The sequence below is a fragment of the Ensifer sp. LC163 genome, from assembly GCF_001695855.1.
GTDB lineage: Bacteria > Pseudomonadota > Alphaproteobacteria > Rhizobiales > Rhizobiaceae > Ensifer.
The window spans coordinates 1-17200 of the sequence record NZ_MBSS01000029.1; the positions used below are offsets into that span (position 1 = coordinate 1).

The 17200-nt window shown below is 60.6% G+C and carries 14 protein-coding genes, 1 tRNA gene and 1 pseudogene; 12 read left to right on the forward strand and 4 right to left on the reverse strand.

Going from position 1 to position 17200, the window contains the following annotated elements:
* The first annotated feature begins 129 nt into the window (after positions 1–129).
* Positions 130–197: transfer RNA gene (locus tag BC360_RS21720), tRNA-Met, on the forward strand.
* 833 nt (positions 198–1030) lie between these two features.
* Here BC360_RS21720 and BC360_RS30985 read toward each other — a convergent pair.
* The 4 genes and pseudogenes from BC360_RS30985 to BC360_RS21730 form a co-directional block, all read right to left on the reverse strand.
* Positions 1031–1181 (reverse strand): annotated as a pseudogene (locus BC360_RS30985) (LysR family transcriptional regulator); the annotation flags it as partial.
* Positions 1182–1471: 290 nt separating this feature from the next.
* Positions 1472–1720: a hypothetical protein gene (locus BC360_RS33190; protein ID WP_413813763.1), complete on the reverse strand. Its 249-nt coding sequence runs from the start codon at positions 1718–1720 to the stop codon at positions 1472–1474.
* A 117-nt stretch (positions 1721–1837) separates the two neighbouring features.
* The gene (locus BC360_RS21725) at positions 1838–3265 is read right to left on the reverse strand and encodes a sodium:proton antiporter (protein ID WP_065796888.1); all 1428 of its coding nucleotides are present in this window, start codon (positions 3263–3265) and stop codon (positions 1838–1840) included.
* Positions 3266–3487: 222 nt separating this feature from the next.
* Positions 3488–4219, reverse strand: coding sequence for a GntR family transcriptional regulator (locus tag BC360_RS21730; protein ID WP_065796889.1), 732 nt, complete (start codon positions 4217–4219; stop codon positions 3488–3490).
* A gap of 197 nt (positions 4220–4416) precedes the next feature.
* Here BC360_RS21730 and BC360_RS21735 point away from each other — a divergent pair, with 197 nt between their 5' ends.
* The 11 genes from BC360_RS21735 to hydA all read left to right on the forward strand — a co-directional run bounded on the left by BC360_RS21735 (position 4417) and on the right by hydA (position 16481).
* A complete protein-coding gene (locus BC360_RS21735; protein WP_065796890.1) occupies positions 4417–5607 on the forward strand; it encodes a pyridoxal-phosphate-dependent aminotransferase family protein in 1191 nt (396 codons plus the stop codon).
* An 81-nt stretch (positions 5608–5688) separates the two neighbouring features.
* Entirely contained in the window at positions 5689–6723 is a 1035-nt protein-coding gene (locus tag BC360_RS21740) for a TRAP transporter substrate-binding protein (protein WP_208858210.1), read from the forward strand.
* Positions 6724–6789: 66 nt separating this feature from the next.
* Positions 6790–7413, forward strand: coding sequence for a TRAP transporter small permease subunit (locus tag BC360_RS21745; RefSeq protein ID WP_083222677.1), 624 nt, complete (start codon positions 6790–6792; stop codon positions 7411–7413).
* Between the two features lie 18 nt (positions 7414–7431).
* Complete coding sequence (locus tag BC360_RS21750) at positions 7432–8724, forward strand: TRAP transporter large permease (protein WP_065796892.1); 1293 nt, start codon at positions 7432–7434, stop codon at positions 8722–8724.
* Positions 8724–10133, forward strand: a complete 1410-nt coding sequence (locus BC360_RS21755) for an amidase (RefSeq protein ID WP_065796893.1) — start codon at positions 8724–8726, stop codon at positions 10131–10133. Before BC360_RS21750 ends, BC360_RS21755 begins: the two co-directional genes overlap by 1 nt.
* Positions 10134–10161: 28 nt before the next feature.
* Complete coding sequence (locus tag BC360_RS21760; protein ID WP_065796894.1) at positions 10162–10911, forward strand: 2-keto-4-pentenoate hydratase; 750 nt, start codon at positions 10162–10164, stop codon at positions 10909–10911.
* 447 nt (positions 10912–11358) lie between these two features.
* Positions 11359–12657 (forward strand): MFS transporter, encoded by a 1299-nt coding sequence (locus BC360_RS21765; RefSeq protein WP_065785950.1) that lies wholly within the window; start codon positions 11359–11361, stop codon positions 12655–12657.
* Between the two features lie 70 nt (positions 12658–12727).
* Positions 12728–13462 (forward strand): aspartate/glutamate racemase family protein, encoded by a 735-nt coding sequence (locus BC360_RS21770; protein WP_065785951.1) that lies wholly within the window; start codon positions 12728–12730, stop codon positions 13460–13462.
* A gap of 38 nt (positions 13463–13500) precedes the next feature.
* Positions 13501–14247: a GntR family transcriptional regulator gene (locus BC360_RS21775; protein ID WP_083222679.1), complete on the forward strand. Its 747-nt coding sequence runs from the start codon at positions 13501–13503 to the stop codon at positions 14245–14247.
* Positions 14248–14268: 21 nt separating this feature from the next.
* Positions 14269–15054, forward strand: a complete 786-nt coding sequence (locus BC360_RS21780) for an aspartate/glutamate racemase family protein (protein ID WP_065796895.1) — start codon at positions 14269–14271, stop codon at positions 15052–15054.
* A complete protein-coding gene (gene hydA, locus BC360_RS21785; RefSeq protein WP_065796896.1) occupies positions 15051–16481 on the forward strand; it encodes a dihydropyrimidinase in 1431 nt (476 codons plus the stop codon). The genes BC360_RS21780 and hydA overlap by 4 nt, the downstream gene beginning before the upstream one ends.
* The last annotated feature ends 719 nt before the right edge of the window (positions 16482–17200 follow it).

Consider the following 17200-nt stretch of genomic DNA (forward strand, 5'->3'; position numbering starts at 1 on the left):
ATAGACTGAAAAAACAGTGCGTCCCTTACACGAGACAAATTGCTTCAGCAATTTGCTCGGCACAGACCGCAAATCCCAAGGATTTGCGCTGACCGGATAAACCGCTCACGCGGTTTACCGAGATGGCGCGGGGTGGAGCAGCCCGGTAGCTCGTCAGGCTCATAACCTGAAGGCCGCAGGTTCAAATCCTGCCCCGACTAAGGAAAGGGCGGTCCCGACCGCAGCTAAGATGCTCGCGCGAATCAAACCAATAGCCAGACGTCATGCGTTGTTCCGAATGATCCTTCTCAAATGCGAGATTGAGATCGGCGGCGCGCGGTCAGCCCGCGGACCATTGCTCGCCCCGGCCGCTCCACGCACAGCAGTGCCTTTGCCGGCGTTATGGGAGTTCCACGTCCTGAACCAGGGTTGCCCCAAGATCGAGCCCTAGCGAAAGTCTTATCATCAACGGTGACGTCCGCGTTTGGGCCTATCCGGAAATTTGTACAGAGGGGTCATATGTCCGCTTTCACGCTCAGTGTCCTTGCACCGAACGGTCTGCAATCGGCCCATTTCGGACGACGAGATTATTTTGTATATGGCCGCGTGTGGCGTAAGCGCTAATTGTCGACGCTGGGCCGCCGTGAGCGCGAGACTTTACAAGCCTCCGCGCTATCAGGGCCCCGCAACCAACATAAGACGAAAAAACCTTGATGGCACAATAGGTTACCGGTTTTTTTGTCTAGCGCCAAAATCGGCACCACAATCCGTCCTCCCAATAAAGTCAATTACTTAGATCCGCAGGTGCAAAATCGAGTTGGCTGACACCCCGCAACCGACTGCGATGCGGAAAATCGGCTGCTTTGGGCACCAATGGCGCACCAAAGCGTGAAATCGCGTCTGCCGCAAACTCCTGCGCTATTGCAGATCGGCTTCCGGGGGGGGCAATGAAAGCTCTGTACCTGAAGGATCTGGCGGATAAGACGCGCCGTGGACAAAGAGGAACGGTTGAGAAAAGGCGATCCGGTGGTGGGCTCGCTTACGGGTACATGCCCAGCCATTCTTCCAGCCCACGCACCATTTGTCCGACCGCGGCCGCAGTCACATTCAGCTCTTCGGCCGCGCCGGAAAAGCTGCCATGACGTGCACTGGCCTCAAAAGGCACGTAGCGCGTTGAGATAGACCGGCGACTCTCTGTTCAACGTAACTTTCTCCTGCGCGAAAGAAGGGAGAACTGATCGGCAAAGCCACGAAGCAACATCTCCGTTCTGGGCCATCCCCGGTCAGGCCCTGCCAGGCAAAACGAAGATGTTTGAATTTCCGTCACACTGCCGATCTCGATCCATCGCTGAACCAGTTAAGCTTCAGCGCGCGACCCGACCAGACCGTCGTGTGCTCTCGTTCCACCACTTCGAATCTCACGTCGACGATCTGGGAGGATAGTCGTTGATCAGTATTCTTGCGTGCAGATCGCGCGCGAACCGGGGTCGCGCTAGGCATTGATCGATCTGGCGAAAGGCATGACACGGATCCGCTTGCCGAGCGCTTTGTAGACTGTGTTGGCGAAGGCGGGTCCGATCGGGGGGACGCCCGGAGGAGGCACCGATGTTGACGGTGCCCGCATAGACACGCCGGCGGGAATGAGTTGCGGAACAGACGGCGCGGCGATCTGGCAGAACTCCTTGCGCCAGCGGAAAAGCCGGCTCGGATGGATGCCCGCCGACCGCGCGATCGCTGAAATACTGGCCCCGGCTCAAACGTTGCCGCGACCAGCCGCTTCTTGTCCTCGCGTGCCGCCTGACCGACCGGCGTTTTGCAACCTTGCGCGTCGCGCCGTTCACACAACCCAGGCGATCGCCTAGCTGAAGAAGACGTAGCTCGCAACGAGGAAAGTCGGAATCAAGACCGCCCCCGACCAGAGCATGTAGCCGAAGAAGTTCGGCATGTTGATGCCGCGTTCGCGAGCTATGGCGTAAACCATGAAGTTGGGTGCATTTCCGATATAGGTGTTCGCCCCCATGAACACCGCACCTGTCGAGAGCGCGGTCAAGGTGCTGGACAGCGTCGTTGTCAGGACATGCGGATCTCCGCCGGCCAATTCGAAAAAGAGAAGATAGGTCGGCGCGTTATCCAGAAATGAAGAAAGCAATCCAGTGAGCCAGAAATAGGCGAGATCATTTGGCGCGCCCAATTCCGTTGTAACCAACGACACCAGTGGGCCGAACGCGCCATAGGGTCCGGCGCGCAGCATGGCGATGACCGGCACAATGCAAACGAAAATGCCGGCAAAGAGCTTGGCGACTTCACCGATCGGTCCCCAGGAGAAGTTGTTGGCGGCGCGGTATTCCTTTTTTGTCACCAGCAGGGAAAGAAGGCCCAGCGCCAGTATGAGGGCATCGCGGACGAGATTCTGCAACTCGACTTCGACGCTGAGAATGCTGAACGATACGTGTGGGTCCCACGCGGCCGAGAGCAGGATTGCGCCGATGACGCCGGCAAGCAGCAGGAAGTTGAGGCGCCCGCGAATGCGTATGCGCGAATCCGGCGTCGGGTCCTTCAATCTGGCGAGCGGTCTCTCTCGCCTGTAGAGCATCCAGTCCATCGCGACAAAGACCATGAGAACAATGCCCGCCACGAGGAAGGTCTCGTGATAGAGATGGGTCGTGGTCCAGAAGAAATCGACGCCGCGCAGGAAACCGACGAAAAGCGGCGGATCGCCGAGCGGGGTCAGCGAGCCGCCGATGTTCGACACCAAAAAGATGAAGAATACAATGACATGCGCATTGAAGCGACGATTGTCGTTGGCCCGTATCACTGGGCGGATCATGATCATCGAGGCGCCGGTGGTTCCGACAACCGAGGCAAGTGCAGCTCCAATCAGAAGCAGCGCTGCATTATTGCGCGGTGAGCCGTGAATGTTCCCGGCCACCAGGACGCCGCCGGCTATCGTGAACAGCGCAAACAGCAATATAATGAAGGACATGTATTCAACGAGCAGGGCATGCAGTACCGCTTCAGCCGAGACTACCGGGCCATGGAAGAGCAACATCGGCAGCACGCTCAGCATCGCCCAGCCGACGGTGATCTTGCCGTAGTGACGTTCCCAGAAGTGAGGATAGAGGAGGGGGCCGGTTGCGATGGAAAGCAGCAGGCCGGCAAATGGCAAGGCCCACCAAAGGGACATTGCACCGCCGGGCAGGCTACCCTGTGAGGCGAAGGCGGGTTCAGCAAAACACAAGCCGATCCATGCCGTAGCAACAGGGCTACGAAAAATCTTCACGAGCATTCACGTCCCCCAACTGGCCCTTGCTGCGTCGTCCGCTGTTCTGCCGCAAATGAACGCTCCTGCATTGCGAAATAGAAGACGCCAGATATGCGTGCCCCTCCGACGGATGCCCTCTATCAGGTCGCGACTCCCCTTGCCCGGATGGCCGCGCTTAAATCAACACCGCTCTGGAGCTGGAAGAGTGTGCCGTGCGGGCTTCGACTGCCCTGACAACGGCTGCGTTCATTCCACTTCCGAGGTCCCCAATGGTTCGCAGGTCGCGTTCCACTTATGGATCAGGTGCTCATGGAGGATTTCGGCAAGTTCCCGACCGTCCCGGCGTCTGAGCGCGTCCAATATCTGCTCGTGCTCGCGCATGGCCTGGCCCCATCGATCTCGCTTGATCGTGTTCGCAGAGTAGCGCAACCGGCGCATACGCGCGGTCAGTCCATGGTAATAGGTCTCAAGCGCGTGGTTTCCCGCAGCGGCGACGATACGTTCGTGTATGAGTTGGTTCAGGCGGAAATATTCGGGCAGTTCCCGGCGCATGTAATGCCCGTACATCTGATAGTGTAGCGCCTCGATCTCCCCGATCGCCGCTTCGGTTATCCGTTCACAGGCCAGCCGGCCGGCCGTTGATTCCATGCCCGCCAGCATCTCGAAGAACTCGCGCACGTCGTCGGGCGTGAACTCGCGAATGCGAGCGCCCCGGTTTGGCAAAAGTTCGATGAGACCCTCGGCGGCCAGGACTTTCAGTGCCTCGCGCAGCGGCGTGCGGGAAACGCCGAGACTCTCGCAGAGTTGCCGTTCTGGGACACGGTCGCCCGGGCGAAGATGACCCTCGACGATGAAATCGCGCAGCTTGCTCAAAATTCCATCGTGCAGGCTTTCAACTTCTTCGTCGATTTTTGCATTCAAAATTGTGGCCGCTTGCGGCGGTGCATATTCCACATTTTCCTCCCGATGCTTCTGCATCGTTCATATCTATTGGCCGATCGCAATCAAGTGGTTTGGCGCAACGCGCTGCGCCTGTGCCAGTTCTAGTCGATGCATCATCCCATGACGGGCGAAACTACGCAAGTTTTCATCGAATGCAAGTTGGCCGTTGCCAGATGATAAATTGTATGCAAATTTTCTAACGTTGAGGCATTTCAAGGGAGGAGTTTCATACGATGACGCATAGTGGGCGACACTTCTTGCAGATCCCAGGCCCTACCAACACGCCTTTGCCGGTGCTGGCGGCCGTCGCCAAACCGACCATCGATCATCGCGGGCCGGAATTTCAGAAGCTGGGCGAGGCGGTGCTGGCCGGGATTCGCTCCGTCTTCAAGACGTCCGGTCCTGTCATCATCTATCCGGCCTCTGGAACCGGCGCGTGGGAGGCGGCGCTGGTGAATACGCTGTCGCCCGGCGACCATGTGCTGATGTTCGAGACAGGTTGGTTCGCCACGCTCTGGAACAAGATGGCTGGACGGCTTGGCATCAACGCCGAATTCCTCAAAGGGGATTGGCGCTCGGGCGCCGATGCGGGCCTCATCGAGGCACGCCTGAAGGAGGACAAGGGTCATGCCATCAAGGCGGTATGCGTCGTCCACAATGAGACTTCGACGGGCGCCGCATCCAATATCGCCGCCGTCCGGCGCGCCATCGACAACGCTCGCCACCCGGCATTGCTGCTGGTCGATACGATCTCCTCGCTGGCCTCGATCGATTATCGTCACGAGGAATGGGGCGTCGACGTAACCGTCGGCGGATCGCAAAAGGGATTGATGCTGCCGCCGGGTCTTTCCTTTAACGCCATCTCGGAAAAGGCTCTGGCGGCGGCGAAGAAGGCGCGCCTTCCGCGCTCCTTCTGGGACTGGGAAGATATGCTTGCGGCCAACAAAACCGGCTACTTCCCCTACACGCCAGCGACAAACCTCCTTCAGGGCCTGAAGGTCGCGCTGGATATGCTGCACGAGGAAGGATTGGACAACGTTTTCGCTCGACATGACCGGGCGGCCGAGGCCACGCGGCGCGCGGTCATCCACTGGGGCCTGGAAATCCAGTGCCGGAACCCGGCAGAATACTCCTCGTCCCTTACGGCAGTGCGCCTTCCGGAAGGACATTCAGCGGATGGGCTGCGCGCCGAGATCCTGAAGCGCTCGAACATGTCGCTCGGCAATGGTCTTGGGCCACTCGCCGACCGGGTGTTCCGGATCGGCCACCTCGGTGACTTCCATGACCTGATGGTTATGGGCACGCTTGCCGGCGTTGAAATGGGTCTGGCTGTGTGTGGCATTCCGCATCGGCCAGGCGGCGTCGAGGCGGCGATGAAATACCTCAACGGAAATGCGGGATCGGTGGCGTACGCCGCAGAATAGATAGACGCGGCCCGTCATCGCAAGAAGGCCGGTCAACCGGCGCTGAACAAACCACCAATAGGGGAACCAATGGAGAAAACCATGCGAAAGCTTCTGTCTCTTACTTTCGGGTTAAGTCTTCTCGCCGGCGCAGCCAGTGCCGAGGATATTCCGCTGCGCGTTGCCGGTAACCTGCTTGCCACTGGGCTCATTCAGCAGAACAAGGAAAAGCCGTTCTTCGAAAATTTGGCAGACACGACAGGCCTGCCGCTTACCGTCGACTACAAGCCGATGGACGTTATTGGCATCAAGGACAGTGAGGGACTGCGCGTCCTCAAATCCGGTCTGTTCGACATCGTAACCCTGCGCATCGCTCAGGCCTCGCGCGATGAACCGTTCCTGCTCGGCGCGGACCTCGTCGGCGTCAATGCCAATTACGAGACGGCGCGCAAGGTCGTCGACGCCTATCGCGAAGAGTTCGACAAGCGACTGCAGAATCAGTTCAACGGCAAGCTGCTGGCGATCTGGCCGTTCGGTCCGCAGGTGGTCTTCTGCAACGCTGAAATTCATGGGCTTTCCGATCTTCAGGGCAAGAAAGTACGCGTCTACGACCAGTCGCTCGCCCAGTTCATCGAAAAGATCGGTGGCATTCCCGTCACCATCTCCTTCGGTGAGACGCAGCAATCGCTGCAGCGGGGCGTCGTCGACTGTGCCATCACCGGCCCAAGCTCGGCAAACACGGCGGGTTGGCCCGAGGTAGCGACACACTTCATGCCGCTTGGCTTTCAGATTGCTCTCAATGCCTATGCTATCAATCTCGATAGCTGGAACAAATTTACGCCTGAGCAGCAGGCAAAGCTGACCGAGGCTTTCAAGGCGTTGGAGGATGATATTTGGGGCTACTCGAAAGAACTCTTCGAGGACGCCTCGCGCTGCAATGTCGGCAGGGAACCCTGCACGACCGTGAAAAAATTCGCGATGACCGAAGTGCCGGTCACGGACGAGGACCTGAAAACGGTGCAGGGCGCCGTCCAGACGGTCTCGTTCCCGGCATGGTCACAGGTGTGCGAGAAATCCTATCCCGGCTGCGGCGAGTTGTGGAAGAAGTTGGTCGGGCCGACCATCGGGCTCCAGTAACCGCAATGAGCGAGGGCCTCCCATGTGGGAGGCCTTTTTGCCATCAACGAGAGGATGGAGGATCCCATGCAACATACCCAACCCACGACGCTCGGCTCGGCTCCGCCGGCAAAGGCCGCGCATTTCTCCGACGCTTTGCGCTCACTTGGGGCGCTGTTTGCCAACATTACCGGCTATATCTTCCTTGCACTTGCAGTGCTGGTCTTGCTCGAGGTGCTGGGCCGAAAGCTCTTCGGCTTCTCGCTCCAGGGCGTCGACGAACTCGGCGGCTATGCGCTTGCCGTCGGCTCCTCGCTCGCCTTTACGACTGCGCTGGTCGACCGCGCACATATTCGCATCGAGCTGTTTCATCTGAAGTTGCCAAAGGTCCTGCAGACGCTGTTGAACTGGCTCTCGATCGTTCTCCTCGCAGGTTTCGGCGTAATGCTCGCCTGGGTGTGCCTGACCATTCTCCTCGACACGCTGACCTATCAAAGTACCGCACCGACGCCATGGGCAACCCCTCTGATCTACCCACAGGGCGTCTGGTACGCATCGCTCGTGGTCTTTGCCGTCGTTGCGGTCGCCATGGCCCTTCACGCTACCGCACTGCTGCTGACGGGTAAGGCGAGCGTTCTCAACCGAACCTACGGCCCGCGTGAAACCGTCGAAGAGATCAAAGATGAACTGCAGGACCTGGACCGCCGCTGAGCGACGTAGGAGAATCTGATGAGCATCACAACGATATCCATAGCCTTTCTTGTTGCTCTAGGCGTCCTTTTGCTGGGCGTGCCCGTTGCGGTCGTCATGGCCGGCGCAGGCGTTGTTGGCGGTCTAGCGATCGTCGGCCTGCCCATGATCGAATCCATGGGCAGCGTGATCTGGAGTGTTCAGAACGAAAATCTGCTGACCGCCATCCCGCTGTTTATCCTGCTTGGCGAAATCCTGCTCCGCAGCGGTCTTGCCGACCGGATGTTTGTCTCGCTGTCGGCGTGGTTGGGTCGACTGCCCGGCGGGTTGCTCCATTCCAACATGGCGTCCTGCGCTCTTTTTGCGGCAACATGTGGTTCGTCGGTGGCGACTGCTGCGACAATCGGCACAGTCGCACTGCCTGCACTGCACGAGCGTGGCTACGACAAGCGCCAGGCGCTCGGGTCGCTTGCCGCTGGCGGCACGCTTGGCATCCTCATTCCGCCGAGCGTCGCGATGCTCGTCTATGGCTCGATCACCAACAACTCGATCGGCAAGCTATTCATCGCTGGCGTCATCCCGGGTATCCTGCTCACCCTCATCTTCATGAGCTACATCGCCTATTCGAACTGGAGAGGGGCAGGTCTCGTCGAAGCGCAGCTGTCATTCAGTGAAAAGCTCAATCTCTCCCGTCACCTCGTGCCGCCCTTCGTTATATTTGGCGTTGTGATGGGCAGCCTTTATCTCGGTTGGGCCACTCCGACGGAAGCGGCTTCGCTCGGCGTCGTCATCGCCATCGGCTTCGCGCTCACGGTCGGGCACTTCGATCTTTCGTCGCTGCATCAGTGCTTCCGCAACACCGCGGCAATCACCGGCATGATCATTCTGATCATCTGCGGCTCGTTCATCCTCAACGTAACCCTCAACTTCCTCAACATTCCGCAGGAGCTGACCAAGTTCGTTTCCTCGCTCGGGGTCGGGCCAACGGAGTTCATCCTGATCCTGATCGTGTTCTACCTGATCCTCGGCTGCTTCCTGGAGGTACTGTCGATGCAGGTAACCACCATCCCGATCGCTTACCCGATCGTCACTCATCTTGGTGTGGACCCGATCTGGTTCGGCATCTTCATCGTTCTGATGAGCGAGATTGCGATGATCACCCCACCGGTCGGCATGAATCTCTACGTCGTGCAAAGCATCCGCAAGGATGGCGGTTCGATCAATGATGTCATCGCCGGAGTCTGGCCATACGTGGCGATCATGCTCGGCTTTACCGTGCTCCTGTGGTTTGCGCCGGAGCTTGTCCTGTGGCTGCCGAGGAACATGAACTGATGCCGACACCTGCTGCCTTGTGGTCACTTGGAGCCGGAACTCTTTCGCGGGCGTATGCAGTCCGCGAAATTTCGCCGGTTGAAATCGTCAACGCCGTCCTCGATCGGATCGAGGACGTCAACCCGCGTCTCAATGCGATTGTGACGCTTGATCGTGAGGGTGCGCTGCGGGCGGCCGCCGAAAGCGAACGCCGTTGGCGCGACCGAGAGGCGTACGGCCCGCTCGACGGCGTGCCGCTCACCGTTAAGGACAATATTCCCGTCAGGGGGATGCGGACAACCTGGGGCAGCCGGCTGTTCGCCGGCCATGTTCCTGACGAAGACGAGCTTCCGGTCGCGAGGCTGCGGGCCGAGGGCATGGTGATCCTCGGCAAGACGAATGTGCCCGAATTCACGCTTCAAGGCTACACGGACAACCCGCTGTTCGGGCCGACCAGAAACCCCTGGGACGTGCGGTTGACCCCAGGCGGTTCGAGCGGCGGCGCGGTCGCTGCGGTCGCCGCAGGTCTTGGGCCGGTCGCGATCGCGACGGACGGTGGCGGTTCGATCCGCCGGCCGGCCTCTCACACCGGGCTGCTCGGCTTCAAGCCGTCGCCGGGCCGGGTGGCACGCGCCCACGGCTTGCCGGTAATCCTCAACGACTTCGAGGCGATCGGGCCGATCGCGCGCACTGTAGCGGATGCTGCGCTGGTGTTTTGCGCCATGAGCGGCGGCGATGCGCGCGACCGTGCATCGATGGCTTTCGCGCGGGCCGAAGCTGATACTGCTCGTGATCCGAGAAGACTGCGCATTCTTTTCGTGCCGCGCTTCGGCGGTTCACCTGTCGATCCGGAGATTGCGGCGAGCGTTGCGGCGGCCGCCACCAATCTCCAGGCGCTCGGGCATGTGGTCGAGCAAGGATCGGTGCCCGTCGATCTGGAGGCGCTGGATCGAATCTGGTCCATCGTCGGGCCGGCGGGGCTTGCCTGGCTGATGCACGGCAGGGACTTGTCGCAGATCTCGCCGCCGCTTCGGCAAATGGCCGAGAATGGCGCGGGGCTGACAGCGGCCGACTATGTCGGCGCGCTGCATGCCGTTGCCGGTATGCGCTCGATCTTGGCGGATTTCTTCCAATCCTATGACCTGATCATGACGCCGAGCGCCGCAGCTCTTCCCTGGCCCGCGGAGACAATCCATCCCGACAGGATCGACGGCACGCCGGTCGGTCCCCGAGGGCACGCCGTCTTCACCGCCTTCGCCAATGCTGGCGGTCTGCCGGGTGCGAGCATTCCATGTGCGCCGGCGCATTCCGGTCTGCCGATCGGCTTCCAGCTCGTTGGCCGCTTCGGCGATGACGAGGAATTGCTTCGTGTCGCGGCGCAATACGAACGCGCCCATCCGTGGGTCGATCGCTGGCCCCCGATCGGCTGACAGTCATTTTCGAGTTCAGGAGACCATCATGACCTTCAATATCCAAGAGGCAGCCTCGCTGCTGATCGAAAGCAGGAGAGCAAGAAAACTGGCGCGGGTTCTCTCGCCCGGCCCCCGCGACGCCGACGCGGCCTACCTAGTACAAGACGCCGTCGCGCACCACCTCGGGCCGGTTGGCGGCTGGAAGGTGGGCGCAAAGTCACCAGATGCCACGCCGAATGCAGCTCCCCTGCTCGCGAGTGCCATGAAGGCGGGGCCGACCGAATGGCCGTCCTCAGATCTGAACATCTACTGTGTCGAGCCCGAGATCGCTTTCCGTATTGGTCGCGATATTGCGCCGCGCAGCGAGCCTTTGAGCGAAAGTGAGGTCTACGCCGCCGTCGCCTCCATCCACGCGGCAATAGAGATCGTCGATACAAGGCTGTTGGATTGGGAAACTGCCGATCCACTCTGGAAACTTGCCGACAATCAGAGCAACGGCGGCTTCGTCTACGATCCCGCGGGAATCGCCTGGGACGGCGAGGGGCTCGCCGACGCCCATGTGCGCCTGACGATCAACGGCGTCGTGAAAGCCGATCAGCGCGGCGGCAATCCCGCCGGTGATCCACGCTGGCTTTTGCTATGGCTCGTAGACCATTGCGTGCGAAGCCGCGGCGGCATCAGGGCCGGCTCACTGGTGACGACTGGCTCCTACGCCGGAATGGTTTTTGTGGAACCGGGCGCCGCGGTGACGGCGGATTTCATTGGAATTGGAAGCACTTCATTGCGTTTCACCTAATCAGGGGGGCACAATACGTTTCCTCTTTCGCGCGACTCTGCAGAGCATTCTGCTCTCAGCGGAGACGCCTTAATATCAAAGCACCAGAGCCTCCTTTGGCCATCCATCTAGACGCTTGGCGCTCTGCGGTTCCCGTGCGCGCAGAGTTCCGCCGCATCCTCGACAGCCGCTACGACGAGGCAGTAGCGGCTGTTCGTGTTTTTGCCCGCAATCCAAATCGAATTATTTCGGCAATCGCGCTGGCGCCGGATAAATCTAGCGAACTAGAGCATTTTCGCGAAAATATGTTCATTAATATACATGTAATATCAATGTGTTAGATATATATTGCATGCAGAATGCAAAATTTCGTTGCTGAGCCGGCCGCCTCGGTTTAGCTTCTGCTTGAATTGCGATGCTGGAGAGGAGCGGCGTCGCAATCTCAACGGGCCAAGGGAGGACTTGAGCATGACTGTCACAACGGCCGCCGGTGAAATCGGAGGCAAACGCAGCAGCGTTCGATGGAATATCTTTCTGTTGATGCTGTTTCTTATTTCCATCAACTACATCGATCGCGCGTCGCTTTCCGTTGCGATGCCGATTATCGCCAAGGAGTTCAATCTCGATCCTGCAACGCAGGGGCTGATCCTGAGCTCGTTCTTCTGGACCTATGCGTTCATGCAGGTTCCCGGCGGAATGCTGGCCGATCGCTTCAAGCCGCGCGCCGTCATTGCGGCGGCAACGGTCGGCTGGGGCTTCTTCCAGGCCATTGCGGCAATGGCTCCGAGCTGGTTCGTCCTGGTTTTGACCCGCCTCGGTCTCGGCGCCGCGGAGGCTCCGATCTATCCGGCCGGCGGCAAGCTCAATGCGATGTGGATGACCCAGAACGAGCGTGGGCGCGGCGCGACCCTGCTCGATGGCGGTGCGCCGCTGGGTGCGGCGCTGGGCGCGGTCGTGATCGCGTGGCTTATCGCTGTTTTCGACTCCTGGCGCATGGCTTTCGTCGTCGCAGGCGCCGGCACGATGGTCTGCGGCCTGTGGGCGTGGTGGTACATCCGCAACTCGCCGCGCGAACATCCCTCGGTCAATGAGGCCGAGGCCCGCTACATCGAGGAGGCCCACGCCGCTGAAGACGCCGCGTCGCCGCATTCGACCGGCCAGGGTCGTGCTGCCTACTTCAAGCACCGCTCGGTATGGTTCATGTGCTGCGGTTGGATGTTCTTCAACGCCGTGTTCTACGGTCTTCTCACCTGGTTGCCGAACTACCTGTTCAAGGTGCACGGCCTCGACATCAAGGCGCTGGGCGGCGCGACCTTCGTGATCTTCTTTTCCGGCTTCGTCGGCGAAATCGCCGGCGGCTGGATTGCCGATACCTGGCGTGCGCGCGGCGGTTCGCCAAACCTCGTCTTCAGGACGCTTTTCGGTATTGCCGCCGTGGTCGCAACCGTTTCGATCTTCTCCGTCGCCTTCGTCAGCAATGCGATCGCGGTCGTTGCTCTCCTGTCCATCACGCTGTTCTTCCTGCGCTGGTGCGGCATGTACTGGGCAATCCCGTCGATCCTGGCGACCCGTGACCGTGCCGGGTTCCTCGGCGGTTGCATGAATCTCGGTGGCAACATCGCCGGCATCAGCGTCCCGATCATCGTTGGCTTCATCGTGCAAATCACGGGGTCCTATTTCCTCGCGATGATGTTCTTTGCAGCTGCTGGTGTCGCTCTCTTCGCCTGCTCGACTGCGATCGACTACAGCCGCAAGCTGCCGGTTTAAGGCAGCACGGCATGGCCCTCCCACCGGGAGGGCCATGCTTCCCATCACGAACAGACAAGGATCCAGTGAGATGACCCAAACTATCCGGCTCGGCATGCTGACCCCGTCGTCCAACACTGTGCTGGAACCCGTGACGACCGCAATGCTTGCCGGTTTACCCGAAGTCACGGCTCATTTTTCGCGCTTCAAGGTGACCGAGATCGCGCTGTCCGCACAGGCGCTTGGCCAGTTCGACGACAGCGAAATCCTGCGAGCGGCCGAACTGCTCGCCCACGCCAAGGTGGACGTGATCGCCTGGAACGGAACATCGGCAAGCTGGCTCGGTTTCGACCGCGACGAACGGCTCTGCGAGCGTATCACCGAGGCGACGGGCATCGCCGCCTGTACGTCAGTCCTTGCCTTCAGAGAAATTTTCCAGACGAGAGGCGTCGAGAAGATTGGCCTCGTGACACCTTACATCGACGACGTACAGGCGAGGATTGCGGCGAATTGGGGCGCGTCCGGTTTCGACTGCCACGCGGAACGGCACTGCGGCCTGCAGGACAATTTCTCCTTCGCCAAGGTCACTGACGCGGAGATACGGGAAATGGTGCGCGCAGTCGCGCGCCAAGGCTGCGATGCCGTGGCGATCGTTTGCACCAATATGCGCGCGGCGCCTTCCGTTACGTCGCTGGAGCGGGAGCTCGGCATTCCGGTCTTTGACTCGATTGCGACGACCATCTGGAAAAGCCTTTCCCTTGCCGGTGTGGATACCACACGCCTTCGAGGCTGGGGCTCACTGTTTCGCGCGTTCGAAAATGCCTAACATGCATGCCACAGCCGCCGGAAACAGGGACTTCATCGATGACGCGTGAAACCAGGACGCTGAAACTGCCAAGGACACGCAAGGCCCGCCTGCGTGTGGCGCGTGCCGGCTTGCATGAAGAGGCGGCGACGCGGCTCCGGGCGCTGATCGTGACTGGCGAGCTCCAGCCGGGGCTGCAACTGACGGAGGCGGATCTGTCGGAAGCGCTCGGGGTCTCGCGCACGCCATTGCGCGAAGCGCTCAAACTTCTCGCCACCGAGGGGCTGGTGGAACTGCGGCTCAATCGCGGAGCCGTGGTTGCGCCCCTGCGACCGGAGGAACTGGCCGATCTCTTCGAAGCTGTCGCCTGTATCGAGCGCTCCGCAGCCGAGCTCGCGGCGAGACGCATGACGAGGCGGGACCTTCAGCGTCTCAGAACCCTGCAGGATCGCATGGAGCGCCATTACGAGGCCGGCGAGCTCGAGAACTACTTCCAGCTCAATCAGCAAATCCATGCATTCATCGTCGCCGGCGCCAAGAACAACGCGCTCAAGTCCACGCACGAGGCGCTTCTTTCGCGCGCCGAGCGCGCTCGCTTTTTCGCTCTCTCATCGCCCGCACGCTGGGACGAGTCCGTCGAGGAACACCGCCTGTTGCTGAAGGCTCTCGAAGAACGTGACAGCGAGATGGCTGGAAAGATCCTGGCTCACCATGTGACGCGGACCGGCGACGTCGTTCGCGACGTGCTGCAGACGCAAGCGGGTGCTGCGGATGAAAGCGACATCAACCACGCCGTAGGCGCCTGAAACAACCAACTGGTAGAAATCATGAAAATTCTTCTGCTCAATCCAAATACTTCCGCAGACGTCACCGATCTCCTGCTTGCGGTCGGCCAGCAGGTCGCGGCGCCAGGCACCACGCTCGTGCCCGTAACGGCGAGCCGCGGCGTGCCTTACATCGCGACCCGGGCCGAGGCCCAGATCGGCGGTGCGATCGCGCTCGAAATGCTGGCGGAACACCACGATCATGTCGATGCCGCCATTATCGCAGCCTTTGGTGACCCCGGCCTTCTCGGTGCGCGCGAACTCTTCGACATTCCCGTCGTCGGAATGGCTGAAGCCGCCATGCTTAGCGCCTGCATGCTCGGCCGCCGCTTCGCGATCGTGACCTTCGCCCGTGCGCTTGGGCCCTGGTACCATGAGTGCGTGGCCATGCACGGCCTGGAGCATCGCTGCGCCGGCATCCGTATGCTCGACGGCACGTTCGGCTCGATCTCCAGCGTCCAGGAAGAGAAGGAGGCACTGCTCGTCGAGCTCGCCAATCGTGCCGTCGAGGAGGACGAGGCAGATGTCGTCATCCTCGCGGGTGCGCCACTCGCCGGCCTTGCCGCCAAGGTGCGCGATCGTATCCCCGTGCCGGTCGTGGACCAGATCGCCGCGGCAGTAAAACAAGCGGAGGCCCTCGTCGCGCTCAAGCCGCGCAAGGCGATCGCCGGCACTTTTCGGCGTCCCGAACCGAAGCCGACCCTTGGTATGGAGGGGCCGCTCGCAGACCGGATCGAACATCGGACAAGACTGCCAAACGGCGCGATCCACAGCGAGGTAATGGCATGAAACCCTTCGACACCGTGATCCGTGGCGGAACCATCGCCACGGCTGCCGACACCTTTCGCTGCGACATCGGCATCCGCGATGGCGTCATCGCCACACTTGGCCACGACCTGGGCCCAGCGGAGCAGGTAATTGATGCGAGCGGCAAGCTCGTTCTTCCCGGTGGAATCGACAGCCACGTGCACCTCGCCCAACCGACCGGCGACGAAACCGTGATGGCCGATGACTTCGAGACCGGCACGCGTTCCGCCGCCTTCGGGGGCAACACCACGGTGCTGCCGTTCGTCATGCAGCAGAAGGGCCAGTCGCTGCGTCAGGCGGTCGCCGACTATCATGCGCTCGCCGAGGGCAATTGCTACGTCGACGTTTCTTTCCACCTGATATTGACCGACCCGACTCCGAACGTTCTCGGGCAGGAATTGCCGGCACTGGTCGAGGATGGCTACACCTCGTTCAAGGTGTTCATGACCTACGAGGGATTGGCACTCTCCGACCGCGAGATGCTCGAGGTCATGGACGTGGCGCGCGCGACCGGCGCGCTGGTGATGGTTCATGCCGAGAACTATGATGCGATCCGCTTCCTGACCGATCGCCTCGAACGGGCCGGAAAAACGGCGCCCTATTACCATGGGCCGTCGCGGCCGATCGTGGTCGAGCGGGAGGCGACCCATCGCGCGATCTCGCTCGCCGAGATCGTCGATGTCCCGGTCATGATCGTCCATGTCTCCAACCGGGAGTCCATGGAGGAAATCCGCCGCGCGCAGAGCAAGGGGCTGAAGGTATATGGCGAGACGTGCCCGCAATATCTGGTGCTCACGGAGAATGACCTGGACGGGCTCAATATGGAGGGGGCGAAATATGTCTGTTCGCCACCGCCGCGCGACGAGGCAAGCCAGATCGCCTGCTGGGAGGGGCTGCAATCGGGGACATTCTCGGTCTTCTCGTCCGATCACTCGCCGTTCCGCTACAATGATCCGCAAGGCAAGTTGCGGGCGAAGGGACGAACGTCGTTCCGATGGGTGCCGAATGGCATTCCGGGCATCGCCACCCGTCTGCCGATCCTCTTCTCGGAGGGTGTCGTCAAAGGGCGCATCGATCTCAATCGCTTCGTCGCCCTGACCTCGACCAATCACGCCAAGATCTACGGCCTCTATCCCCGCAAGGGAACCATTGCGGTCGGAGCCGATGCCGACATCGCCATTTGGGATCCGGAACGTGAAGTCACCATCTCGCACGCGCTGCTGAAAGACGGCTCGGACTATACGCCTTATGAGGGAATGCGCGTGACGGGCTGGCCCGTTCTGACCACGGTGCGCGGCCGGACGATCGTCGTCGAAGGCTCCCTCGTTGGCGGCAAGGGACATGGTGCGTATGTTCAGCGCCAAAGAACGTCTACAGGCCGGTTGGCGAGAAAGGGATATGAGCAATGACACCCGCGGTGGATTCCAACCGCTACCGGAGTTCGTAAAACGACCGCTGGATAAGAGCTGGCAAAGCCGGCGAGCAGGAAAGCCTGTGCCCGATGCCGAGTTCATAAATTGCAAGATTGCAAAAGCCTCCGCAAACGCTTGCGCAGGCGCGACTACGTGCAAAATCGATGGTCGTCGTTCGAAGCCTATCGAGATCTGCAAGAGCGACGGGCCGGACAGATCAAGCCTAACACGAACCGGACGGTCATAGAGCTATGTGCGGCCCAGATTTCGGCTGATCGCATCCGTCAACACCGACGCACAGATCCGACGATGTTTTCGCAATGTGCTGCTAGGGTCGCATCATGTATCATCGGGAACAGAGGCCTCGGCAGTGGAACCCCATGGGTAGGCGCGGTGCGGAACCTCTGGAAGTTTACAAGTCTCTGCGCAAACACGCCCCCGCAACCAACGATCCCTGCGATCCACTCAAGCCCTTGCCATGTTGCCGCTGGCAAACCTCAGGGTCGCCGGCAGGTCGCCGCGCAGCAGGGTGTACCGCGCGGAGCCTACGGACCCCGGCTCCACTCTATGCACGGCGATATCAACCAGATCCGCAACGTGATCGCGCTCCTCAAAAAACATCCAACTTCGACAACGCGCTGTCGCCTTAATCTACAGCGAGATGCATGATATCCGGTCATTCTGTTTGCGAGCGGCGGGCGGCTGCTCGGGCTTTG

What these genes read in the sequence shown, in the direction of transcription:
- BC360_RS21725 (WP_065796888.1), bottom strand. Translation starts at nt 3,265, where the DNA reads ATGCTCGTGAAGATTTTTCGTAGCCCTGTTGCTACGGCATGGATCGGC.
- BC360_RS21730 (WP_065796889.1), bottom strand. Translation starts at nt 4,219, where the DNA reads ATGCAGAAGCATCGGGAGGAAAATGTGGAATATGCACCGCCGCAAGCG.
- BC360_RS21735 (WP_065796890.1), top strand. Translation starts at nt 4,417, where the DNA reads ATGACGCATAGTGGGCGACACTTCTTGCAGATCCCAGGCCCTACCAAC.
- BC360_RS21740 (WP_208858210.1), top strand. Translation starts at nt 5,689, where the DNA reads ATGCGAAAGCTTCTGTCTCTTACTTTCGGGTTAAGTCTTCTCGCCGGC.
- BC360_RS21745 (WP_083222677.1), top strand. Translation starts at nt 6,790, where the DNA reads ATGCAACATACCCAACCCACGACGCTCGGCTCGGCTCCGCCGGCAAAG.
- BC360_RS21750 (WP_065796892.1), top strand. Translation starts at nt 7,432, where the DNA reads ATGAGCATCACAACGATATCCATAGCCTTTCTTGTTGCTCTAGGCGTC.
- BC360_RS21755 (WP_065796893.1), top strand. Translation starts at nt 8,724, where the DNA reads ATGCCGACACCTGCTGCCTTGTGGTCACTTGGAGCCGGAACTCTTTCG.
- BC360_RS21760 (WP_065796894.1), top strand. Translation starts at nt 10,162, where the DNA reads ATGACCTTCAATATCCAAGAGGCAGCCTCGCTGCTGATCGAAAGCAGG.
- BC360_RS21765 (WP_065785950.1), top strand. Translation starts at nt 11,359, where the DNA reads ATGACTGTCACAACGGCCGCCGGTGAAATCGGAGGCAAACGCAGCAGC.
- BC360_RS21770 (WP_065785951.1), top strand. Translation starts at nt 12,728, where the DNA reads ATGACCCAAACTATCCGGCTCGGCATGCTGACCCCGTCGTCCAACACT.
- BC360_RS21775 (WP_083222679.1), top strand. Translation starts at nt 13,501, where the DNA reads ATGACGCGTGAAACCAGGACGCTGAAACTGCCAAGGACACGCAAGGCC.
- BC360_RS21780 (WP_065796895.1), top strand. Translation starts at nt 14,269, where the DNA reads ATGAAAATTCTTCTGCTCAATCCAAATACTTCCGCAGACGTCACCGAT.
- hydA (WP_065796896.1), top strand. Translation starts at nt 15,051, where the DNA reads ATGAAACCCTTCGACACCGTGATCCGTGGCGGAACCATCGCCACGGCT.